Below are 25,320 nucleotides of genomic sequence, written 5' to 3'. Positions count from 1 at the left end.
CTTGATGGATTGCTCCATCCCGTTATTCTGCAGCTATCTTATACAATATAGCTATAAGACGGAAGGAGATGGAAGCATGCAAAGAAATCGTATCGGTGCCTATTTTTTCAGCTTTCCCAGTTTTTTTCTAACCATGGCCCTTGGCGTATATCCGGTGTTTTGGGCGCTTCGATATATGTTTTATGATTATCAGGGCTATGGAACGCCTAAATTTATTGGTCTCGAGAACTTTGCTAGAGTTGCACGGGACACCGAGTTCTGGCAATCTGTGGCGAATACTTTCATATACGCGGGAGGGAAATTGATTATAACTCTTCCGTTGTCACTCATTCTGGCTGTTATATTAAACCGCAAGCTGCGTGGCCGTCATGCCTTCCGGGCAATATTTTTCCTGCCGACGATCTTCAGCGCTTCGGTTATGTCCATCGTGTTTTATATTGTCTTTAACTCTTACAACGGTATTATCAACCAATATCTCCTAAAGCTGAATATCGTATCCGGGCCAGTCGATTGGCTTGGTGCTTCTAATGCCATGCTGACGATTATTATCATTGCCGTGTGGGGAGCTGTAGGAAACTATATGCTGCTCTTTATCGCAGGTCTGCAAAGCATCCCAGAGGATGTATACGAAGCCGCTTCGCTAGATGGCGTCAATTCAGCTCAACGGCTATGGTATATTACGATTCCGATGCTGGGGCCTGTGCTTCAGATGATCATCATGCTTGCGATTACGACCTCCCTTAAAGGCTATGAGAGCATTATGGTCTTGACCGAAGGTGGACCTTTCGGAAAAACGGAAGTCATGTATCTCTACTTGTACAAGTTGTTTTTCCCGCTGACCACGACAGGTACCTCCGTACAAAATATTGGTTACGGCAGCGCGGTCGGTTTCACGACAGCCGTCATCGTCGGTTTGGTCACTTGGCTTTACTTCTGGATGTCGAAAAAGCTGAACAACGTTTATTAAGGGGGAAGAAACATGACTATTCGTAAAATACTGATTCGAATGCCAGTCTGGATTTTGTTAATGATTACGGCGGGACTGATGCTGTTTCCGATCGTAATAGCGATGCTCGGCTCTTTCAAAACCAATTTGGAGCTGACGACGGGAGCTACGGTGTTTCCCCTCAAGTGGCAATTCCAGAACTACTTGGATGCTTGGAATAAAGCTGATTTTTCCGGCTTCACGTTCAATAGCTTATATGTAGCCGTATTCGTTACGGTAGGGACGCTGCTCGTAGCGGCTATGGCTGCGTATGCAGTCGATCGTGTCGCTTTTAGGGGGAAGAAGCTGTTTATTTTTCTTCAATCGTTCACGTTGTTCATTTCAATCGGAGCCGTGGTGTTGAAGCCGCAGTTTAATCTTATGGTGTCCATCGGTTTGCAGAAATCGTTATGGGGTGTCATAATCATTTTAATTAGTGCTCATGCTACCGCTTTCTTCATGATCATTGGCTTTTTTCGAGGCATACCGAAGGATTTGGACGAAGCAGCGCTTATCGATGGCTGCAATTTTTATTCAACCTTTTGGAGAATTATTTTACCGCTTCTCAGGCCCGCACTAGCTGTCGTGGCACTGTTTACCTTCCGAAATGCTTGGAATGAATACATCCTGCCGCTTGTATTCTCGCTGTCGCGTCCTGATTTGCAGACGCTGCCTGTGGGCCTTGCGAATTTGAGATACGGGGCAGGGGCAGCTGTGGAAAATCAATTGATGCTCGCAGGTGCATGTCTCTCTATTCTTCCTTTGCTGATCGTATACATTTTTGCCAACCGCTCCTTCATGCAGGTAACCATGGGCTCGGTTAAGGGCTAATTATTCCATATATTGAGGCGATGGACAACATGAAACATTTATTCAGAAAGATGTCGCTAAAAAGACGGATTTGGGTTTCTTTTGTTTTGCTCACCGTCGTTTGTATATCAGTCACGGGAACTTATGTTTCCGTGTTTTTTTCTCGTGAAATGAAAACACAGGCAACCAAGACGAGCCAGGATACCTTGAACAAAACGGCACAGGTGTTTGATGAGCGTCTGCGAAATATCGTCGTATCTGTCTCAACGCTCATGATGAGCGAGCCGTTCCAGTATACGATGCGTGATGTTCAGGCAAATAACAGCAGTGATTATTATAACCGGCTTTCCCAGCTGCAAACCCCCTTTGCGCAAATGATGCTTACCGAGCAGTCGATTGATTCTGTGCTCGTGCATACGCCTATAGGGGATTTTTATCCAACGGAGAGCAAGCGAAACATGAGTATTGATTTTGACGATACCTTCATCCAAACGATGATCCTGAATGCACAGAAGCAGTGGGCCACGCTCTGGGTAAGCGGGCATGCTGATGAGCTGTTCAGCAGAGGCAATACGGTGATCTCTTTAGTCATTAAGCCTTTATTCGAAATGCAGCTGCCAGGCGTTTATGTAGTTGTTAATATTCGGGAAGATTATTTGGAGGAGCTTATACAGGCTCATTTGCAGGAGGGCAGCCTCAGACAGCTTGTCGTTGATCGGAGCAGCCAGCAGGCTGTATTTTCCTCCGAGGCGAGTTTGCTAAACGATAACAGCCGACTTTACGAGCCGATTGTGGACAGCAGCAGGGGCCATTTTGAATATATAACGGAAAGAAACAATCCATTTCTGGTTAACTATGTAGCGCTCGGTATGAACCCCGACTGGGTTCTCATCGGTTACCAATCCAAATCCGAGCTACTGGAGCCCGTCCGGCATATGCGCTGGACTATACTCACGATTATGGGTGTTTGTGTCGTATTGGCTCTAGTTATGTCCAGCATGCTGTCGGAGCTTCTGCTTAAGCCGCTGTCCAAGCTTCGGAACTTGATGTTCAAGGTCGAGCAGAATCAGCTTGACGTTCGTTTCGAGAGTGTTTTTGAAGATGAAATCAGTCAGGTTGGCCACAAGTTTAACCGGATGCTGGAGCAGATCGGTGAACTGATTGAGGAGGTCAAGGTATCCGAGCAGGCTAAGCGTAAATCGGAAATCAAGGCTCTGCAGGCACAAATCGATCCGCATTTCTTGTATAACACATTAAATACAATTTATTGGAAAAGCGAGATGGAGGAGCATCAGGATGTCAGTGGCATGATTGTTTCATTGTCGCTTCTGTTCCGGCTCGGTCTTAATAATGGCAAGGAAATCACGACACTGCGGCAGGAGCTTGAGCATGTTTCGCAATATTTGAAGCTGCAGGCCATGTGTTATCCCGATTTGTTTGCCTATGAAATACCAGTAGTAGACGAAAAACTTCTGGATATCCCGGTGCTGAAAATCATATTGCAGCCGCTCGTGGAAAATTCGATTTTGCATGGCTTTCAGGAGCTTCCGCACCTTGGTGTCGTTCGAATTGAGGCGGCTGCCGCGGAGGGTATGCTGATACTCACGGTGACGGATAACGGAAGTGGAATGGATGCGGCACTAGTAGAAAAGATGCTGAACGGCGCTGACACGAAACGTATAAGCTATGCACTCTCCAATGTCGGAACCAGATTATCGCTGTATTACGGGTATAAGGCTTCGATGAAGCTCGAAAGTGAGCCAGGCGTAAAAACGTCAGTTAAGCTAATCATGCCTATTCAAGAGGTGATCAACGAATGAACGGGATAACGATGTGCATCATCGATGATGTGAAAGCTGTTATAGAAGGCATTATAAAAAAAATTCAATGGTCGGAGTACGGCATAGAAATTGTAGGAACGGCCATGAACGGCAAGGATGGACTGCAGCTCATCAAGGACAAGCACCCGGATATCGTGATGACGGATATCCGCATGCCGATGCAAAGCGGAATCGATATGGTTCGCAAGCTGAGAGAGGTCGGGGAGCAAGGACCGCAAGTTATATTTTTCAGTGGCTATTCCGACTTTACTTACGCGCAGGAATCGGTCCGGCTCGGTGCTTTCGATTATTTGGTCAAGCCCTTTACCACCGAGCAGGTGGTGGATGTGGTACTGCGCGCCAAAGCCAAAATTGAGACGCAAAGGCTGGAGCAGTTGGATCGTCTCGCTCTTGAAAGAAAGGTAAGGGAAAGTCTGCCGTATTTACGCCAAGAGTACTTCCGTCTGTTAATCCGTCATGATGAGCTGCCTGAACGGGCATATGAGAAATGGGATTTTCTCGGTATCGATATGGGAACCTGCGGTTTTGTGGCAATGGCTGTACAAATTGACGGCTTAATGAACGAACGTACGCCATTGCCTGTACGCGAGGTAGAGCTTACCCGGTTTGCGGTTCAGAACGTTATGGAGGAAACAATTAAGAAGAAAGCCAAAGGGATCGTGTTTCGCGAGCATTTGGGCCAGTTTGTCGTGCTGCTGAACCCGGAGAAGGGAGTAGATGTACTTGCACTTGCAGAAGATTGCAAGCATCATGTGAACCTTTACGCAAAACGTGATATTTCGATCGGTGTTGGAGGCTGGGTGGAAGGCATTGGGGAGATTGCCCTATCCTATGAACAGGCCAAAACAGCGCTCAGCTATCAATTTTATTCTGGAAGTGGTTGTATTATTTCTTACCGTGATATTGAGCGGCAGGATCATATTACGCCTCAGTATTCCGCTGACAAGGAGACGGAGCTGCTATATTGTCTGCGTTCAGGCAACCGGGAAGGAACAGAGAGGCTGCTTGCTAGTATAGCTGAGGAATGCCTGCGCTATCCGGCTCCGCCTGATCCTGAAGTGATGACTAACTTATTTTACGGGCTGGCGTTCTCCATGTATCGTGTCATTGCCGAGAAAGCGGACACGAAGCAGCGCATATGGCTGGATGATCGGTTGAGCGCGATGAAGAAGGGGCGCTATCTCTCGACAGAAGAGCTGATTAGAGATGTGAGAGAGCTAGGGTTAACCGGAAGCGAATGGGGCCAGAAGCGCCAGAAAAATGACGTGGGCCAACTGATCCACCAAGCAATGAACTATGTGAGCGGTCGTCTGGGCAGTGATTTGACGGTACAGGAATGCGCCAACGTGGTCCACTTAAGCCCCAGTTATTTCTCGATTTTATTTAAGAAGGAAATAGGCATGACGTTTATACAGTACGTAACAACTGCACGAATGGAACGGGCTAAAGAGCTGCTGCTGGAAGGCATGCAGGTGCAGGACATCACCTTTGAGCTTGGCTATCGGGATCGGCCATACTTTAGCGAGCTGTTCAAGAAGCATACAGGACTGACTCCGACGGAATTCCGCAGCAAATACGAAAGTACGGAGAACAAAGGCGAATTAGAGTGATTTTCCCCTCCTAGGATTGTGTTTTTGTCCTTCATGGCAAGAAGCGCTTAGGTGCTACAATGAGGGCAGCAAGGTGAACCGGACGAGTTAGTGCGGAAGGAACACTGTTTGCCAAACAAAGGGGAGGTAAGACAGATGAAGAAAAGTTCAGTAAAAAAGAGTACACTTTCGGTCTGTTACTTGCTAGTTATGGCTTTTATGCTGGCAGCATGCTCGACGAATAATGGGGCGAACAAAAATTCGGAAGCTGCCGAAGGCAGCGGCGAAACTGCCAAGACGAAAATTGCATATTGGACGATAGACCGCCATGATATGGATTATATGCAGCAGCAGGTAGATACCTATAACGCGACAAACACGGATAATATTGAAGTGGAAATGAAAGTCATGGCGGATAATTATAATCAAGCGGTAGAAGTTGCTTTTGCAAGTAATCAGGCACCTGACATTTTTCGAAGCGGTGACTTTCAAACGTATGTGAACAAAGGCTACTATGCCCAGCTTGACACGCTGCTTAGTGATGAGTTTCTTGCTAAATTTGACGGACTGCTGGTAGATGACATTTACACCAAGGATGGCCATGTCTACACGCTTCCGAATACCGGCCAATTTTGGCGTTTGCTTTATAATGTGGATTTATTTGAGAAGGCAGGCTACACAGAGCCCCCGAAGACGCTTGATGAAATGGTCGCGATAGCCAAGAAAATATCGGAAATGGGCAAATCGGAAGGCGTGTATGGCTTTGCAAGTAATTTTAAAAGTGGTTCCGGATTTACCCGTCCAGGCTTTGCATCCGGCTCATTAGGTTCAGAGTCCAGCCATGAGGGCTTTAACTTTCAAACAGGGCAATTCGACTTTGGCATGTTTAGCGACATTACGGAGGCGCTGCGCCAAATCAAAATTGACGGCAGTATGATTCCTGGTGCGGAATCGCTTGATATTGATCCACTGCGCGCACAATTTGCACAGGGGAAAATTGGGATGTATGTGAATCATTCCAGCGAGCCAGCGGTGTATACTTCACAGTTTCCGACGACAATTCGTTGGGCATCAACGCTTGTGCCTACAAAGGATGGTCAAATTAACGGCGTTACCTGGGTCAATGCAGGCGGCTATATCGGAATTAGCACCAAATCGACCAAGCAAGAAGCAGCTGTGAAGTTTCTAGAATATTTGTATACCGTCGAGCTTCGTTCGGAATATCAAGAGAAGGGTCTTGGCCTCTCGGTTCTGCCTTATGTCAATGAGGTGGCAGGCAAGCCTGAGCTGGCAGGGATAGAAGGTTTCCTTCCAACTGAATATGATGGTATTTATCCGGCAACGCCAATTTCGATCACTGAAACGAAGCTGGAAGGCAAGAAATTCACCGATGTCTTTATCGAGTATATTTTGACGGGCAATCAGGAGCTTGGCACTGCGATTGAGGATTTGAACGCCAGATATGGCAAGGCGCTCGAAGCAGCTCGTAAAGAAGGACTCACGAATGTACAGGCGAATCCCTCATTCAGTGCCAAGAGCCTTCAGGGCTCCCTAGGCGAATAGGTATTTAACTGAAGGAGACTGCCTGCCCAGGCAGTCTCTGTTTTATAAGCTGAGGAGGATGAGCTAGGATGGACCATTTATTCTTTCATGCTGAGCAAAGGAGCGAGTGGGGAGAGCAGTTTAAGCGGCTTTTTCCCAATAAAGCGTTGGAAGCGATTGCTGATGCAGACCGTTGGTGCGAAGGCAACCGTTTGGTTTGGAAAAACAGCGAAATCGACTTAGGTGATCCTGTGAACTGGCTTTATAATCCGACAGGAGACAAGGAATTTACGTGGGGAATCAATCGGTTCAAGCATCTGCGTTGTTTGGGTATTGCCTATGCCTGTACCGGCGATGAGAAATATGCAGCCAAAGCTTTAGAGCATATCACGGGATGGATAGATACCCAGCCATGTCCGCGCAATTTGCCGGAGGAGGAGCTGACGTACTTTCAGAGACCTGGTCCTTGGCGGCTGCTGGAGACGGGACTAAGGCTCCGTCAATGGGTATATGCCTATCATTTTTTCCAGGGATCAGATAGCTGGAGCGGTGATCGGGAGCAGCAGTTTTATGAGTCGGTGAAGGAGCATGCTTGGTTCCTTACTACCTATACGGCCAGTATAGAAATCAATCATTCGATTATGCATATGATCGGTTTGCTCAGCGCCGGGTTAACTTTCGTGTCTTGGGAGGAAAGTGAGAGCCTTCGTGCCAAAGCGATCGAGAGGCTAGAGGATTGCATACGCGTACAGGTTCTACCTGATGGGGTCCATTCGGAGCTTACCCCACACTATCATATGGTGTCGCTTGAGTTATTTGTCGATTGTGCAGTTATGCTAAAAAAGCGTGGGCTCTCGTTCTCGGCTGAATATGAACGTATATTGGCAGGAATGATGAAATTTGCGAGCTGCATGACGAGACAAGACGGCACGATGGCACCGTTCGCGGATTCCTATGCGAGCCAGCCGCCCGATCTTAATGCGGCCGCTCTTTATTATGATGATCCGGGCTGGGTGCTTGCCGAGCAGCTGCATGAGCAATTTTGGACGGTAGGCCCTGAGAGGATTGACGGACTGCTTGAGAAGGCTGTACAAAACGAGCCACCAGAAATCCTAAATAATAGAAATCTTCCTTTTGCTTTTCCGGAAGCTGGGTATTATGGTCTGGGCAATGAAGAACAGAAGCTGATTTTTGATGCTGCCGCATTAGGCGGACCGCATGGTCATGCAGATGCGCTTTCCTTTGAATGGTGCGCATTTGGCGAAGCCTTGTTTGTTGATCCTGGAACGTACACGTATATGGAAACACCTTGGCGCCGCTATTTTAAAAGCACATCTGCCCATAACACTGTACTTGTAGATGGGCAGGACCAAACGCCTTACTTGCGAACGCAAAGGTGGGGAGTGCCTGAAGCAGAGGTTTCCTTCCTAGCTTGGGAGCCGGAGAGGCAAATGATTTGCGCGGAGCATGATGGCTACGCGGAGCGCGGCATTAGGCATAGGCGCGCGGTATGGTTTTTGAACAGCGGAGAATGGGTGATCTATGACCGCCTGACGGGAGAAGGAGAACATACCTTCCAGCATCGGCTGCATACCAGGCTATTGGAGTGGCAAGTGGAGAAGCTGCAAACGGATGAGAGCGCTCAATATTTTGCCAAAGGCAGCGGCCTAGCAGATGGAACATCACCGCTCGGGTGCGAAATGCTGATCTTTGGTCCGGAAACGATGGAGCTGAATGTGGAGGACAGCTGGGAATCCGTTCATCCGATGACGATGCAGCCTCTGAAGGTGATTCAGAATCTGTTGACGTCGAGGAAAGGCGCTTGGTTTATTACTGTGCTGAAGCCATGCCGCGGAAGCGATGAATTAATGCCTGGGGAGTGGAGTGTCGGTAGCGGTACAGGCAGCATGCCCGTTCTAAGCTTGACACGATCGGAAGAAGTAATTGATTTTCATATGCCAGTATAACCAAAAACGGAGGTGGCGGATGTGGAGGGCTTCAACGGATTTATTTCTCATTATCTGATCTCAGGACCGCAATTGACTGATTTTATCGCCAATCGTTCCGACAAAAACCAGATTCGTTATGAGCAATATATGAGATCAATCGTTGCCGAGCGGAATAAGCAGGCACCTTCTGGTCCGATCCGAATAGGTGATCGGAGCGAGCTAGGAATTCCATGGGAGTATTATTATCCGCGCAGCGGCTTCGTGAATATTAGTCAGTTTTCGGTGACACCGAAAAAAGTGGAGCTGTTAGCAGCAACTGGTCTTGTGGTGAAAGAAGATATCGAGGTACAGGCCGTTCTTTGGACCTACACTGCTGTGGATGTCTGGCTGGACGATCAAAAGGTTTGTTCGGTTGAGGAGCCGGTGTACAAGCCGATTATGAAGAAGGAAATTAAGCTGGTTCTCAAAAAAGGCTACAATGCTTTGTACATTCGTATGCAGAACTTGGCAGTCCGGGACACCAGAAATATATTCGGCATTCAACTATTGGAGAAGTGGGAAGACATTGAAACGGAGCTTCCGGACGCCGAGCACGCAAAGCCGTTTCTCGCGCTAGATCAGTGGTTATCCGGGATTAAAATGATCGGAAATCGTATGATCCTTCCGGAGAATCCTCCTTGCCGTGTCTACCTGACTTATGGTGATGAGAGTAACGAGAAGCAGTGCGCTGACGTAAGCGACAAACGCTTTGTGGAAGTGAAGGAAGAAGAGCTCATGGCTGTTGTTTATGGAGAAATTCAGCATAAAAGGTTGGTTCGCAAGATTGAATTGCTGCAAAATAACAAGCCTGTTTATCGTAACGTCGCCACTCTCGATGAAATAAGAAAGACCATGTTTAATGAGCTCGCCGCTGTGGGTGCAGGCCTGACGTTCCAGCCGCTGCGCTTTGGTTTGTTCCATGTGCTGGCACGCTGGCAGCTGGACAAGATCGGCCTACATGATGAAGAACATATTAGTCAGGCCATTGAACAGATTGAGAGAAGAGAAGACTGTTCGGACTTTTTTCTGGCCGGTCTGCTCCGTCTGATGCAGTTCCACTCCTTGCCGGCTCCTTTGGCCTATCGAGCAGAGCAAGCTATACTGAACTATCGGTACTGGATGACGGAAAGTGGTTCTGACGGGATGTGCTTTTGGAGTGAAAATCACGCGCTGATGTTCTACATATGCGCATATATGGCAGGCAAACAATATCCAAATCAGATTTTTCCAAGGTCAGGACGTACTGGCGAAGAAGCTAGCTTGGTTGCAAAGGACAGGATTCAGCAATGGCTGGGGGATATTGAAGAATACGGCTTTGAGGAGTTTCTGAGCGCCGATTATATGTGTGTGACGTTGGGGGCTTTATTGAATGTGGTTGATTACATGGAAGAGGAGGAATCCGGCAGGGCTGCACGGTTGATTGATTCGATGCTGCGATCGTTCGCTTGCCATACATTCCGCGGCTCCATCATTGCCCCGCAGGCGAGGATTTACCGTTCAGTTATTCTTCCGTTTACTCAATCTGCTCAGTCCTTGATCAGTCTGCTGAATATACAGGCTCCGATGGGCAATAGCGAATGGATGGTTTTTCTAATGAACAGCAAGTACCAGCTGCCTTATTCATTGGTGGATTTGATGAACGAGCCATTGGAGATGGAATATCAGACCGGAAATGCTTGGGTAAAGCTCAAAAAACAGAAGGATTACATGCTCACCTCCGTACAGTCGCCGAGGCTGGATGAGCACCCTGTTTACTGGGAAAATATTAGCTTTGACGATTCTGCCGACATTGAATCCAATGACTATATCAAGTCCTTTAACGAGCGATTCCACGGCACCTCTCGCTTTGAACCGGGGGTTTATGGCTATCAGCAGCATTTGTGGTATGCAGCGCTTGATAATGATACAGTTGTGTTCACTAACCATCCTGGTGAGATGACGGATGATGGGGGCATGCGGCCGGGATATTGGTATGGCAATGGGATTTTGCCAGCTATTAAACAGCAGGGCAATCTGCTCGGGGCCATATATGACATTGGTGAAGACCATCCGATTGCTTTTACCCATTTATTTTTTCCAACCTGCAAATTCGATGTGGTTTCACAGGAAGGGTCATGGTTGTTCGGTCAAAAGGATGGAGGATACGTAGCTATATGGAGCAGCGATGAGATGGTGCCTCATAACGATCGTCTGTTTGAGTGCGAATACCGGGTATATGGCAACCAAACGGCCTATTTATGCCAAGTCGGCTCTAGAGAGGAATTTGGAAGCCTGAACGATTTTATTTACTATTGCAAGCAGCTGTTTCCTGTATTTGATCTGCCCGAGCTGAAGCTTTCTACTTCGAGCGGTTATGAATTGATCTTTGATCGTTGCGAGAACCAAACGCAATATGTCTAGCCTTACTGAAATTAAACATAAATGATGGTTGAATAAAAGAGAAAAGTAAAGGAGAGGAGAATACCGCAATGAGCAGATTAAACGTATGGGAAAATGCCGAGCCGGGAGTCAAACGAAAAATTTTCACGCCAGGCCAGACGATCATGATGATGGAGGTGCATTTTGAGGAGGGGGCGGAAGGCTATTTGCATAGCCATGTGCACGAACAGTTTTCTTATTGTCTGGAGGGCAAGCTGGAATTCTCAGTAAATGGTGAGAAAATCGTGGTTTCAGCGGGAGAAACGATTTATATACCGAGTCTTGCTGAGCATGGCTGCCGTGCTCTTCGGAAGAGCAAGCTGCTGGATACCTTTACTCCGCTAAGGCAGGACTTAATCAAATAGTATCGCGCTAAGCCGAACGAAATACAGGATACAATCCTGTTATCGATCGGTTTTTTTTCTTATGAGAATGAATAATAAAGCACATTAAGTAAAAACTATCGGTAAGTCCATAAAAAATGAAACCAAAGTTGTCCACGACCCGTATCATCTTTTATTAGGCGCATGAAGCGCCGCAATTGAATAGTTAATTAACCCAAACGCAAATGGGGAGTAGCTGTCACATAAAAGTCGTCATTCCGAGAACGAAAGTTCTCCGGCTTTATGGGCATTGCCGATAATGGCATTGTTAGCGAGACCTTTGCCTAACGAGGCAAAGGTCTCTTGGCGTTTGGGAGTTAGCTGACAAGCCCATCATTATATTTTAGGAGGATGTCAAATGGATATTGGTTTGTTAATGGAGTATGGCTGGGTATTGCTCGTATTGATTGCGCTGGAGGGACTGCTTGCAGCCGACAATGCGCTTGTACTGGCGATTATGGTCAAGCATTTGCCTCCAGTAGAGCGTAAGAAGGCATTGTTCTATGGCTTGGCAGGCGCGTTTGTTTTCCGTTTTGGCTCACTGTTCGCGATTTCGTTTTTGGTGGATGTTTGGCAGGTGCAAGCCATCGGAGCACTCTATCTTCTGTTCATTGCGCTCAACCACATATTCCGTAAGCTGATCGTCAAGAAGGGCGAAGATTCCGCAGCTAAGAGTTCGGGCAAAGAACCAAAGAAAAGCGGTTTCTGGATGACGGTGTTGAAGGTTGAAATAGCGGATATCGCTTTCGCAATCGACTCTATTCTAGCAGCAGTTGCGCTCGCTGTCGCTTTGCCGGCAACAACATTGCCGAAAATTGGAGGTATGGATGGCGGTCACTTTATCGTTATTTTCCTAGGTGGATTTATCGGTCTGGTCATCATGCGTTTTGCAGCGAATATGTTTGTGAAGCTGCTGGAGAGCAGACCTGCACTGGAAGTTGCCGCTTTCTTCATCGTCGGCTGGGTCGGCGTCAAGCTGGCGGTCCATACGCTGGCGCATCCAGCGCTGCACGTAATCCCGCATGATTTTGCGGAATCAACAGGCTGGAAAGTGACGTTCTACGTAGTGCTCGTGCTTATCGCCGTAATCGGTTGGTTCGTGTCAGGCGGCAAGGAGAAGGAATCGCAGGCGTCAAATGCTGCTTAAAATATCATGATAATTCCATTTGAGGCTGCCTGCGGGCAGCCTTATTTTTTGTTGCAGAAATCTACTTGACATATGCAATTTGATTTATGTAGAATAGCCTTATCAGAAACCCGCGTAACTAAAACCCGCGATTTAAAAATTCACTTATTTCGAACTCCCTGAGGTGCAGCAATCTATGGTCACGAAAGCTGATGTAGCTAAAAGAGCTGGTGTTTCTACGGCAACGGTTTCACATGTGCTCAACAACTCTAAGTATGTAAGTCCCCAGCTCATGCAAAGAGTACAAGAGGCAGTTGAAGCTCTTAACTACAGGCCTAACATCATTGCTAGGAGTCTCGCAACCAAGAAATCCAAACATGTAGGAATTCTAGTTAACGACATTACAAATCCGTATTATGCAGAAATCGCCCATGGGATGGAAGAAGTCGCTCATAAGAATGGCTATTTACTCTCATTCTTTTTTTCTGAAGGAAATAGCGAGGAACAATTCAGAAGCATTTTGCAAAGAAGTCTCGATGGCTTATTTTTTGTTACGGTTAATGTTCCCTTTTCTGATAGTCAGATCAGGACGCTTTGTGATACAGGGGTTGCCATTGTCAATGGCTCGGATACGTTCGGCTCACATATATGGTTTGACTATACCTCTGCGCTTGAGAGTGCGATCCGATATCTTTATGACTTAGGACATAGAAGAATAGGCTACCTTAGCGGTCAAAATGCGAACTTTAATTCTTTAGGTGAGCAAAGACTTCAAATCTATCAGAAGGCACTGCTTAAGCAGGGGCTTGATTTTGATGAGCAATTGGTTGTGTATGGCAGATATCCTTATCATACGACTTGTGAGGCTGGCTATAATGCGATGGATAGGCTGCTTTCTCGCAATGTACGTCCAACCGCTGTATTAACAACGAATGACCTTATGGCATTTGGTGCTTTCAAGGCTATTAAGGAGGCACAGCTTACTATTCCGGGGGACATTTCCGTGATCGGTTGTGACGATATTTTCTTGGCTGAATACATTACGCCAGGCTTAACTACATTAAGGGTTCCGAAGAAAGAAATGGGAAGACAAGCGATGCAGTTGATTTTAAGTGAATTGAATGCAGGAGAAAACTCAGCTATCAAGCTTAGCGCAAGCCTTGTCATACGAGAATCGACGGGCTCAGCCCCGCGTATTTAAGAAATCATACGAAAACCCTCCATTCAGCCTACGCAACCTAAACTCATTCACTGCTGAAATTCAAACAACTGATGTTTAAACTAGATTATGGAGGGATAGGAAACAAAAAAGAAAGTTATTTGTGTATCAGTAACGCGCGTAACTGCGCTTAACTGTATAGTATGATCAGATTGAAAGGAGGCTGAATAATAATAAACCTTATTCATAATTGGGCAAGGCACGTAAACCATTTTCGAATGATAAAGGGAGGATTGTACTAGAAATGAACAAACGAAAAAAGCTTATTTCCATTATTGTAACCGCTTCCTTTTTGCTGCAGCTGTTGATCCCACTGCAAGCATTTGCGGGAGCCAAGGAACCAGGGCTTGCAGCCAAAAATTCTTTTACTGGCAGCGCCATCTATCCAGAGCAAGTGATTAATGATTTCAATACAGTGGAACAGGGTGCCTCCTGGTTACCCGGGATGAATGCCAAAAAAGTAAGCATGGTTACGACGCTTGCCAATGGTCCCGGAGCTCCGTTTGAAGGAGTAGGAGCACTGGAGGTAGAACCGACGGGGGTGAAAGCCTACACATGGAGAAGCACATATCAGAATTATCAAACGCCTTTAGATCTCTCGAGTTCAGATTTCCTTGCGGTGGCGGCAAATATTTGGGGCTGGAAGCTGGATGACTTTTTTCTTAAAGTGACACTTACCAGCGGTACAGAAACGTTTGAGGGAGTCTCTCCGATCACCGGGAATAAATGGACGACTATTTATTTTGATATCCATAACTGGGCATACAAAAACAGCATTGATAAAATAGAATTTTCTTATATGAAAAACTATGACCTTGAAGATATGTCCCCAGGAGATGCTGGATATGATAGCTGGACTGGAAGGCTGCAGCTCGATTATCTGGTTGCAACTAAGGTTGCTAATTTAGATTTCAATGCCGCAGGAAGCACGGAAGGGTTCTCGGCAGTTGGAGGAACGCTTGATGTATCTAATCATGCACTCCAATATGTGATAACTGATCCGGCCAATACGTATATTGAATCATCAAGCCTGATGCTGGATACCTCCAAACGGAATACAGTCAGCCTTCGTATGAAAAATAATACTGGGGCATCGAAATTGAAAATTTCGTGGATTACTGATCAAGATCAAAGCTGGAACGAAGAGAAGTCCATGCCGTTTGATGTGGAAGATGCTTCCGACTTCACTACCTTTGATTTTGGAATCGTCAATGATTCATGGGCGAATAAAATTGATAAAATTCGGATTTTACCAATAGGTGCCGCAGCGAGTAAGGTGCTTGAGATCGATAAGATCGATTTTTCATTGAAAAATCTAGATGTATATCACTATCAAGGCAAGGTTGACAGCTCCACAATTAGCAATGATCCTACGAAGATTGCAATTAGCGGTATCGTGAATGCAGATTATTTGAGCAATAATGAAGGAGCAGAAGTGCTAGCGTATGAATTGCCGTTATATGCGAACGAAAAGACGGTCAACTACGCTGAAATGACACCGCTTGCAAGCAGTGCTGCTGTGGAAAGCTTTAGTCTGACATTTGATACCGTTCATAATGGTCTCAGCCGCATCTACTCCAAATTGGTCGTTGTTTTGAAAAATAGCAGCGATGAATACGTATTGGCGGATAAGCCTAGATACGTCACCAACCCAGAAGCTCTTGCAACGAATACAGAGGAATATACACCTACCAAGAGCATTAAAGGGCTGCAGGTTCAGATTCCTTCCGATGCCGAACGCTTAGGCGTGCAGCACGGTGCGATTAATATCGACTATGACTCGATGCTTACTCTATCTAATCGTGGCGCCTCCTCTATACCATATGTATATGAAGGAAAAACTTATTATTTTATAAAAAACAGAGTTAACGATCTGGATAGCCAGATCAAAGCGATGACAGATAACGGGATGGCAGTGTCGGCAATCCTCATCGCATATCGAACTAGAATGAATGATGCTGACTCTCCTAATAAGTACATTATCCATCCTGATAGTACAGCAGATGGTACAGTATTCGCACCGAATCTTACCAATGAAGCAGGCGTGGGCTACTACGGCGCGATCACTAGCTTCATTGCAGAGCGCTATTCCAGACCGGATAAGCTTTATGGAAGTGTAATGGGCTATATCGTTGGGAACGAAGTAGGCCAGAATAAGGTTTGGAACAACATGGGTCCTAAATTGCTTGATGAATATGTCAAACAATATGAACGGACTGTGCGCCTGACTTACAACATTGTAAAAAGCAAAATTGAAAATTCCAGAGTATACATCTCATTGGATCATTTCTGGAATGCAGGTGAATCACCAGATTCAGAGTGGCTGTATGACAATAAAGCCATTGTGGACAGCTTGAACAAATTGGCTAAGGAAGGCGGAAACTATGCATGGAATGTTGCCTTCCATCCGTACCCAGAGGATCTGTTCAACCCAAGAACCTGGGCAGATACAACGGCAACGAACAGCTTTGATACACACCGAATTACATTCAAGAACCTGCAAGTGCTTACCGATTATTTGCAGCAGAGCAGCATAACCTTTGAAGGGGAACAGCGGCGTGTAATCCTCTCAGAGCAGGGCTTCCATAGTGGGCAAAACACACTAGCAGATCAAAATCTTCAAGCAGCGGCGTATGCATATGCCTATTATAAAGTGAAATCTTTACCTGGAATTGACGCTTTTATTATGCATCGGCATGTAGATCATGCGCAAGAAGGCGGTCTGAATCTGGGATTGTGGACCAATCTGAAGGGCCAAATTAATGCGGCTGGCGAGGAAAAGGTTCTCTATGATGTTTTCAAGAAGATCGATACCGTAGACTCTCTTGCTGTAACTGAATTTGCTAAGAGTATCATTGGCGTGGAGAACTGGAATGATGCTCTTCCCGGATTTGATCCTTCACAGCTGGAGACAAGGCCTACTCCGGTACAGCTTCCTATGGGGCTTGTTTCCGAATTAAATGGAGAGATATCGATTAGCAATTTCGATAAAGACACGATTGGCTGGTCGGCAACAGACAGCGTTACTAGCGTTGCTCTGGATACGATCGATAAGGCGGCAGGAGCAAGCAGCTTGAAGGCTCCAGTTACAGGGCCGCAGCTTAAGGACCTTAAAGGTGTAACAAAAACATTTGATACACCGCAGGATTTCACTGAAACTCCTATTATTAAAGCTTCCGTCAAGGCTAGTGGGATTAGCGCAGGAGAAAAAGCAGAATTTATGATTCGTGTATACAGCAGCCAGGATCAGATCAGCGAAGGCTCTATTATCGTTGAAGCAGGAGCATGGAATGATGCGGCGCTGGATTTAACCGGATGGGAAGGCATTGACAATGTAGAGCGTATCAAAGTATGGGCGCGACCACTTAAAACAACTGTTTGGTCGACTGGTGCTCTTCAGGTCGACGAAGTATCGAGGGCAGCTTTTGCACCTCTTACAAGCTTGACAGTCACGCTGGATCGCAATGAAGTAGTCAAGGTGGGGGATTCTTTAACGCTTCGTATTACTAATAATGGTAATGCGAGCTATTCAGGAACAGTGGATTTAGTCGGAGTGAATGGTATAACGCTGGATAAAAGCAGTGCTGATGTTACTATAGCTTCCGGACAACAGGTCAGTATTGCGGCAGTAATTACAGGTATAAACATTCCAAATAATAAACGTGGTGAACTACAGGTTACAATCGAAGGAAAGGACTATGTCTTTGTCCTAACAGATTCATCCTGGTCGGACTATGTAGAGGATAATGGAACTTTAGTCTTTGGTGATTTTGAAGATGCCTATTTGGATGGCTGGTATGCGGGCAGTGAAACGAGTTCAGTAGCTTCTGTGGTTGATGACTCTGAGCATCATCTTTATCCTAAAGCAGCAAAACATGGCGTGTATATGCTGGAAGCAGCCAAGTCAGCAAAGGTTGCTACCACGGAGAGCAAAGTGGTGAAAACCTTTAAGGCATCTGTAAATCTATCCAGCTATAACAAAATTAATTTTGAGTTATACGGTTGGGGCGGCGTTTCTTCAGCTTACCTTGCCAAGATTAGACTAGTAGCGGAAGACGGCACATTCTTCAATTATGAGAAACAAGTTGATTCAAATGTATGGAATAGTATATCGGTAGATATTTCTAGCTTTGATAAAAGGAACCAAGTAAAGAGTATCGAAATTTCTTACAGAGGGAAAGATACTGCGGTTTATACAGGACCATGGGGAGGCTTCTTCTATATAGACCATGTAAGAACAGGTTTGACCAATTACACGGTGCAATTTAATACGAATGGCGCCGCAGCGGCCGTAAGCAATCAGACAGTCGAGCACCAGGGTAAAGCAGCAGCCCCGTATACGCCGATTAAAGAAGGTTATCGCTTCGATGGCTGGTATACCGACAATGTTGCATTTGAACAACCGTTTGACTTTGCAAATACACCTATTACAGGGAATATTACTCTTTATGCAAAGTGGTCTAAGGAGGCAGATCTTGCTTTAACGGTCGTATCTGTGAGCGGCAGCGTATATGGAAATCAGCCAAACTACAGCTATGGGGATACCGTGCGTGTTAACGCCTTGCCTAATGAGGGCTACCGGTTTGTGAGCTGGAGTGACCATTCATCCGGAAGGGTATTAAGCACAAATCTATCTTATAGCTTTATCATTACGAGTAATACCAGCTTAATTGCTAACTATGCGAAAGTAGAATCAGATCTATTCGTCGTCCAATTTGTTAGTGAGAGCGGACAAATTCTCTCGGTTCAACAAGTACAGCGAGGGGAAAGTGCTACCGCACCAATGAACCCTTCGAAGCCGGATAGCCAATTCATTGGCTGGAATGCAAGCTTTACTAATGTACAATCGGATCTAATTTTGAGACCGGTGTACTCGGAGAGAGAGAGAACCTATACCCTGACTGTGGAAGGCGGCATCATTCCGAGCGGTATTACCGAGTATTCCTTTGATTCAAAAGTAACGATCGAGGCGAATGCACCAGCGGTGAATGAGCAGTTCTCCCATTGGCTGATGAATGGCGGAATTGTAAGCTACACCGAAACGTATTCCTTCTATATCACAGGCAATACGACCATAACTGCTGTCTATTCAGAGGTTCCGGTAGTAAGGCTGCCGGTCGTTGCGATCTCACATGACGTCATTGTGAATCCTGACACGCTGAAGATGTCTTTTATCGGTCAAATCAATGTAACACCAGGCTTCGCGTTAGTGGAAGCAGGTCTTGTTCTCAAAAAATCGTCGACGGTGCTTTCAGAATTAAACTTTGGCACGGAAGGGGTCATTCGGGCGAAATCAAGCTCCCAGACCTCGAGCGGACAATATATGATGAACAAAACCGGGGTGAATTCGGGTGAAACCTGGTATGCAAGTGCTTATTTGGTATACAAGGACAGCACAGGCCATATGACGACTATTTATAGTGATGTTGCTTCTGGGACGATGCCTTAAGGGATAGGAAGCCATATCTTCATCCGAATCTGATGGAATAGGAATAGAAGGGAGGTGTAGGCGATGAAAAAGGTTTACGAGAAGCCGGAGATTGAAATTGAAGAGTATGAGCTCACCAGCATCTGCTTTCTGTCTGGCGGGCTGGGAGACGGGGAAGATATTTAGGCGTTCATGCTGAAGAATAGATGAGCTTTTGTTATCAGGTAAACGCAGGGAAGCTGGGACAACCGACTTCCCTGCGTTTTCTACCCGAAAATCATTTTGAACTAATAGGTGGGACAGTGATGAACAAAGCAACCATTGCAGATCTCCATGTAGAATATGAAATGATAGATACTGCTTTTTTTGAAAGACGACTTTCTGCTTATAAGGATGAATTCTTTGCAGATCGAGACCTGTTGTTGACAACTACAGCGTACGATAATATCCAAGAACCACAGGGCGATATCATGGAGACCGTCAACGCTACGACTATCGTTCGTATGAATGATAACCGATTGTGCAGATATTTGCGCGAGAAGGAAACGGGCAGGATTGCCATGGCAACCTATTACAACCAGGACTACTCCGAGGTTGAGGTTAGTTTGTGGCGAGGAAGAAAGCATGCTGCTTTTTCAATGACTGATTTTGAATATATGTATAGCGGATTTGCTTTTAGTGACCGATTAATGGTACTTGGCGGAGCGGTGCTTCACGGGTCAGCCATTGCGATAGACAATAGCGGAATTGTATTCTCGGCAAACAGCGGGATTGGAAAGTCTACCCATACGAGCTTATGGAAAGAACGCTTCGGAGATAAAGTAGCTATCATTAACGACGATAAGCCGGCGATTCGCTTCTACGACGGAATTCCATATATTTGTGGAACACCATGGAGCGGGAAGACCGACTTGAACACGAATATTAAGGTTCCCCTGAAGGCTATTGTATTTATTCAGCGGGCAACCATAAATAGAATAGAACGATTGAATATAAGAGACAGTATTTTTTGCTTAACCGGACAAATGGAGAGGCCTTATTATGATATCGGGCTGGGCATACAGACACTTGACCGGATTGAAAAGCTAGTTGCGAATGTACCTGTATACCGATTGCACTGCAGCATTAGTCAGGAAGCCGTTGAGATTGTGTATGAGGAAATTATAGCGAATAGGGGGATCCTTGCATGAAAATGGTAGAGGGCTTCAGTCTGAGAACAATTGCAGGCACGAATGTGGTTGTACCAGTTGGTAAAGCAAATATCAGCTTCAAGGGAATGATTACTTTGAATGACAGCGGGGTTTTTATGTGGAAGCAGCTTCAATCAGACATAAACGATTCAGAGCTGCTGCAGGCGATGCTTGAAGAATACGATATTGATGATCAGACAGCAAAGGCTGATATTCGAGAGTTTTTGGATACATTAACCCGTGCTGGTTTATTGGAGTAGCTATCTTCTATGAAAAAAACGCGGGTAAAACTCAACTCGGAGGGGCTCTTCGCTATGCTAGTACCAATGCTCGAAGACAACCTTGATGTGCTCATCCCGGTTTCCGGAAACAGTATGTATCCTCTATGGAAGCATAATAGAGATAGTGTCGTTGTGACAAGCTGTAATCCATATGCGTTAAAAAAAGGGGATATTCCCTTGTATCGACGAGCGTCGGGACAAGTAGTTATGCATCGAATCATCCGAGTAAATCAGGACGGATATGATATGTGCGGAGATATCGAGACACAGATTGAATACAATTTGCCCAAAGACAATATTATTGCGGTAGTTAAGTGTTTCACTCGCAAAGGGCAGGATTATAGCTGCACTCATTTTGGATATAAGATGTATTCTTTCCTGTGGATACGGCTTCGTCCGCTTCGCCGATTTTTTCTGAAGGGATATCGCGAGTGGATGAAGAGAATGCCCGCTGAGTGAATGATTTCGAAACCAATAGAAGCGTGAGGGGTTCTTAACTATGGATGATTCAACTAACTATTTTTTATCTTTATTAGGTTCGTTTATTCATGAGAGAGAACCTCTCGAGCGAGCTAATATCGATTGGGAGCAGATATATAGGCTGGGAAGCATTCACTCTGTCAGCGGTATCATGTATCTAATGGCGAGTAAACAGGGAGCGCATGGGCCAGATGAGCAGCTGCGCAAGAGGATGAAGCAGGATTTTGCTTCTACACTCATCAGAGCGGCTGAGCAAGAGAATGAAGTAAATAAGGTCATCGAGCAGCTCCGTCACGATAAGATTGTCCATGTGTTAATTAAAGGTTATGGCATAAAAGGCTGTTATCCGGTCGAAGAGATGAGGACAATGGGAGATATTGATATTTTGATCAAGCCTGAGGACAGGGAGAAATCCCATTTGCTTCTTAAGGCGATGGGCTTTCATGCCGATCATACGATCGGTGATGTGTGGAACTATTCCAAGGGGGATGTTCATCTAGAAATCCACACCCGTCTTTTCGATCATAATATTAATCACAAATATGACTATATCACTTATTTTTCCCGTGCGTGGGATCATGTGGTGTTGAAACCAGGTGAGTATACCGGGGCGTTCTCGGCTGAATATCATCTGTTATATTTATTTGTGCATATGGCAAAGCATTGTTATGGTACAGGCTGCGGAGTTCGTATGGTTATGGACATCGCAATATATGTGGCCCATTACGATACTGTGCTTGATTGGAGTTATATTGATCAGGAGCTAGAGAAGCTTCAATTAAGCTTATTTGCTCAAAATATATGGATTCTGTGCCAGAAGTGGTTTGAAGTAAATTCGCCGCTGATTTTTCCTGTGATGGAAGAAGATTATGATGAGGGAATCAGTGAGTATATTTTATCTGCTGGAACTTTCGGCATCAGTGAACGGAACTCCTTAATCCATGGTATGCGCAAAGTATACACGGAAAGAAAAGGAGCCAAGGAAATCGTTGCGCTCAGACTTTTTCTTCCAATGTGCTTTCCAAGCTATAACGTTTTATGCGAAATCCCAGAGTATTCCATGTTGAAAAACAGACCATTGCTGCTGCCGGCAGCCTGGATATATCGGATAGGACGCATTTTGTTTTTGAAGGGCAAGCGCACATGGAGAATGCTGATGAATATTGTCAAAGGGAGTAAGGAATTCGGAGAACAGTATGAGGTTATATCAAAGCTTGGGCTATAAACGATAAAATCCTTGATGTTTCAAGTATTTTTTTGCTATATAGGAAAGCATATCCTTTCGCCATACTTTCTCTATATTTCTCCGGAATGAAACGCGCAGCGCGCCGCCAAAAGGACGGCGACAGCTGTTTCACCTTGCTATATAGTAAACTATGTATTCTTCGAACCTGTTGATAACGATGCTGCGGCAGCAGTCGGAGAGAGGATGCGTCTGCGATTTCCAATCACCCGTAAGGGCGGTGTTGAGGAAAAAGATGATGCGTGTGTTCGTTTGTGTGAAGGATAAGGTGCCTACACAAACATGCCTAGAACAAAGGCGGCAGCATCACGAGCTTTGTCGTGACAGTCAATCATAAGAATGAGTAGTAGTAGGCTATCCTGCACATTTGCAGGGTAGCCTACTCTATTTAATGGTTTAGGGCAGCTATCCTGTACGTAAGCAGGATAGCTGCCAACCATGGAGATCAGATGGCTGGAAATGAGCTGAAATGACGATCTATAATGCGTGAGTGCAGGATAGGTTAGCTAGAGCGTCCCAAAAGCACGAAGATACTGCAATAGTGCAGGATAGCTTCCGCGCTGGGAGTAGGAGAAGGAGTAGGAGAAGTGAGGATTTGAAGAGCGGCATCGAGCGTGGGGAGAGCTGAGGAAAAAGACGATGCGTGTGTTCGTTTGTGTAAAGTATAAGGTGCCTACACAAACATGCCTAGAACAAAGGCGGCAGCATCACGAGCTTTGCCGTGACAGCCAATAAAGTAGACGTTTTAGCGCATTTGCAGCATAGCTGCCAACCATGGAGACAAGACGGCTGGAGATGAGCTGAAACGGCGAGCTATAATGCGTGAGTACAGGATTGTTTTGATAGTACGAATACGCTTCGTCAGCCAGGCTTATAAACTTCAACATACTTGTTGGAATTTGAGTATATTTAGTTGAAAATATTTTAATATAAGTATATTATTAATCTGTAAAGAATACTTTGTTTAACGGAAAAATTAGAATGAACTGATTTTTAAATTCCCTGCTGAGCTGCCGTGCTACGGAGACAGACGATATTTAAATGGAGAGGAAGGGATCGTGATGAACGAGAGAGATGAGCAGTATGCAGTTGATCAATGGGGAGGTATGGACAGTCTAGGGAGGGAGCTGCCTTCTAGGGAAAACACGGGCCCGATACGCAAGGATCGTTATGTCGGTCTATTTTATTTTCTGTGGTTAGGACAGCACGGAACACTCGGTCCCTTTGACAATACGAATATCGTTGCTGAGTGGCCGGAGGCGGTGCATGATTCGGAGCATCCAGCTTGGGGTCCTTTGCAAGCGTTTCATTTTTGGGGAGAGCCATTGTACGGCTATTATCTTAATGATGATGCTTGGGTGCTGCGCAAGCATGTGCAGCTGTTGACGAGCGCCGGTGTTGATTTCCTTATATTTGACACAACAAACACTGATATTTACAAGAAGGTTTATGATGTGTTGTTTCAAATTTTGGATGATGTATATAGGCAGGGCTTTAAGGTGCCTCAATTTGCATTTTACACGAACACGGAATCTGGTCAGACGGTATCAGAAATATTTGAAGATATTTATAAGCCCGGTCGTTATAAGCATTTATGGTTTCATTGGAAGGGAAGGCCGCTCATCATAGGCAATCCTGATGAATGTGACGAGGAGCATCGCCAGTTTTTCACTTTCCGTCTCAACCAATGGCCGAATGAAGAGGCAAAGACGAATGGGTTTCCTTGGATTGAGTTTCAGCGTCCGCAGCGGGTATTTTATAACAATGAGGGTCAGAAAGAGGTCATTAACGTCTCAGTAGCACAGCATCCCAGCATAGCGATGAGTGATACGCCTTTTTACGGGTACGGGGACAATTGGGGCAGAGATTATAGCGAGGCACAGGTAGAGCGGATTGCCGACTCATCGGATGCCATCTATCAAGGGCTAAATATTGCGGAGCAGTGGGCATTTGCCCTTCAGGAAGACCCGCAAATTATTTTTGTCACGGGATGGAATGAATGGATCGCTATGCGGTTTAAGGGGATGCCGGAGCGTCCGGTGTTGTTTGTAGATCAGGCAACGTTAAATTTCAGCCGCGACATTGAGCCGATGAAGGATGGTTATGGCGATCTTTATTATATGCAATTAATTAGTTATATTCGTAAGTTTAAAGGAATGTCGGATCATGATGGAGGGGCAGTTCAGCTGGATGAGCCGCTCATGATAGATGAGGATTTTACGATATGGCATCACATCTCACGTGAATATATTGATTTTGTTGGAGACGAAGAGCCGCGCAATCATCCTGGTTATGGTGAGCTTCATTATCAGAATGATACGGTTAGAAATAGCTTTGTTAAGCTAAAGGCAGCACATACGGATGAAAATCTATATTTCTACGCACAAACAAAGGAACCCATTTCGCCATGTACGGACCGTCATTGGATGATGCTGTTAATTCGAGTTAAAACAGAGAGCGGCCCTGGATGGGAAGGGTACCATTATATCATCAATAGGAGCGTCAAAGATAACTCGATAACATGGTTGGAGCAGAGCACAGGCGACTGGAATTGGGAGCCGGTGGGAGAGCTTCGTTACGCTGTGAGCGGGAATGAATTGCAGATTGAGCTTCCACTGAGCTTTATTGGAATAGATGAAGCGGGCAAGGGGCTATGGCTAGAATTTAAATGGATAGACAATATGCAGAATGATGGAGAAATTATGGATTTCTTTCAATACGGAGATACAGCACCGGAAGGAAGACTGAACTACATATATAAATATGTAGAATAAGGTGCCTGGTCATGAATGGTTCA

Annotated in this window: 16 protein-coding genes; all 16 read left to right on the top strand. The window is 45.6% G+C overall.

Annotated elements, in window-relative coordinates; translation table 11 throughout:
- Positions 1–76 precede the first annotated feature (76 nt).
- The 16 genes from MHI37_RS27230 to MHI37_RS27155 all read left to right on the top strand — a co-directional run bounded on the left by MHI37_RS27230 (position 77) and on the right by MHI37_RS27155 (position 25,297).
- The gene (locus MHI37_RS27230; protein ID WP_076337553.1) at positions 77–967 is read left to right on the top strand and encodes a sugar ABC transporter permease; all 891 of its coding nucleotides are present in this window, start codon (positions 77–79) and stop codon (positions 965–967) included.
- Between the two features lie 12 nt (positions 968–979).
- On the top strand, positions 980–1,816 hold the full coding sequence (locus MHI37_RS27225; RefSeq protein WP_076337554.1) for a carbohydrate ABC transporter permease: 837 nt from the start codon (positions 980–982) through the stop codon (positions 1,814–1,816).
- A gap of 29 nt (positions 1,817–1,845) precedes the next feature.
- The gene (locus MHI37_RS27220) at positions 1,846–3,615 is read left to right on the top strand and encodes a sensor histidine kinase (RefSeq protein ID WP_076337555.1); all 1,770 of its coding nucleotides are present in this window, start codon (positions 1,846–1,848) and stop codon (positions 3,613–3,615) included.
- A complete protein-coding gene (locus MHI37_RS27215) occupies positions 3,612–5,246 on the top strand; it encodes a helix-turn-helix domain-containing protein (protein ID WP_076337556.1) in 1,635 nt (544 codons plus the stop codon). Before MHI37_RS27220 ends, MHI37_RS27215 begins: the two co-directional genes overlap by 4 nt.
- A 135-nt stretch (positions 5,247–5,381) precedes the next feature.
- Positions 5,382–6,788: an extracellular solute-binding protein gene (locus MHI37_RS27210; protein ID WP_076337557.1), complete on the top strand. Its 1,407-nt coding sequence runs from the start codon at positions 5,382–5,384 to the stop codon at positions 6,786–6,788.
- A 68-nt stretch (positions 6,789–6,856) separates the two neighbouring features.
- Positions 6,857–8,734: an alginate lyase family protein gene (locus MHI37_RS27205; RefSeq protein ID WP_076337558.1), complete on the top strand. Its 1,878-nt coding sequence runs from the start codon at positions 6,857–6,859 to the stop codon at positions 8,732–8,734.
- Positions 8,735–8,755: 21 nt separating this feature from the next.
- Positions 8,756–11,155, top strand: a complete 2,400-nt coding sequence (locus MHI37_RS27200; RefSeq protein WP_076337559.1) for a hypothetical protein — start codon at positions 8,756–8,758, stop codon at positions 11,153–11,155.
- Positions 11,156–11,223: 68 nt separating this feature from the next.
- Positions 11,224–11,538 (top strand): cupin domain-containing protein, encoded by a 315-nt coding sequence (locus tag MHI37_RS27195; RefSeq protein WP_076337560.1) that lies wholly within the window; start codon positions 11,224–11,226, stop codon positions 11,536–11,538.
- 376 nt (positions 11,539–11,914) lie between these two features.
- The gene (locus tag MHI37_RS27190) at positions 11,915–12,703 is read left to right on the top strand and encodes a TerC family protein (RefSeq protein WP_076337561.1); all 789 of its coding nucleotides are present in this window, start codon (positions 11,915–11,917) and stop codon (positions 12,701–12,703) included.
- Between the two features lie 175 nt (positions 12,704–12,878).
- The gene (locus tag MHI37_RS27185; protein WP_076337562.1) at positions 12,879–13,883 is read left to right on the top strand and encodes a LacI family DNA-binding transcriptional regulator; all 1,005 of its coding nucleotides are present in this window, start codon (positions 12,879–12,881) and stop codon (positions 13,881–13,883) included.
- A 262-nt stretch (positions 13,884–14,145) separates the two neighbouring features.
- Positions 14,146–19,350, top strand: coding sequence for a DUF5722 domain-containing protein (locus MHI37_RS27180; protein ID WP_076337563.1), 5,205 nt, complete (start codon positions 14,146–14,148; stop codon positions 19,348–19,350).
- 284 nt (positions 19,351–19,634) lie between these two features.
- Complete coding sequence (locus MHI37_RS27175) at positions 19,635–20,519, top strand: hypothetical protein (protein WP_076337564.1); 885 nt, start codon at positions 19,635–19,637, stop codon at positions 20,517–20,519.
- A complete protein-coding gene (locus MHI37_RS27170; RefSeq protein WP_076337565.1) occupies positions 20,516–20,779 on the top strand; it encodes a PqqD family protein in 264 nt (87 codons plus the stop codon). Before MHI37_RS27175 ends, MHI37_RS27170 begins: the two co-directional genes overlap by 4 nt.
- 54 nt (positions 20,780–20,833) lie before the next feature.
- Positions 20,834–21,259 carry a S24/S26 family peptidase gene (locus MHI37_RS27165; protein WP_144023709.1) on the top strand — a complete coding sequence of 142 codons (426 nt, stop codon included), beginning with the start codon at positions 20,834–20,836 and terminating at the stop codon, positions 21,257–21,259.
- 40 nt (positions 21,260–21,299) lie between these two features.
- Positions 21,300–22,505, top strand: coding sequence for a nucleotidyltransferase family protein (locus MHI37_RS27160; RefSeq protein ID WP_076337567.1), 1,206 nt, complete (start codon positions 21,300–21,302; stop codon positions 22,503–22,505).
- 1,079 nt (positions 22,506–23,584) lie between these two features.
- A complete protein-coding gene (locus tag MHI37_RS27155) occupies positions 23,585–25,297 on the top strand; it encodes a hypothetical protein (protein WP_076337568.1) in 1,713 nt (570 codons plus the stop codon).
- Positions 25,298–25,320: the final 23 nt, after the last annotated feature.

This window comes from Paenibacillus sp. FSL H8-0548 (assembly GCF_038630985.1).
In the GTDB taxonomy this organism is placed as follows: Bacteria; Bacillota; Bacilli; order Paenibacillales; family Paenibacillaceae; genus Pristimantibacillus.
This window is presented reverse-complemented; position numbering and strand designations above follow the sequence as displayed.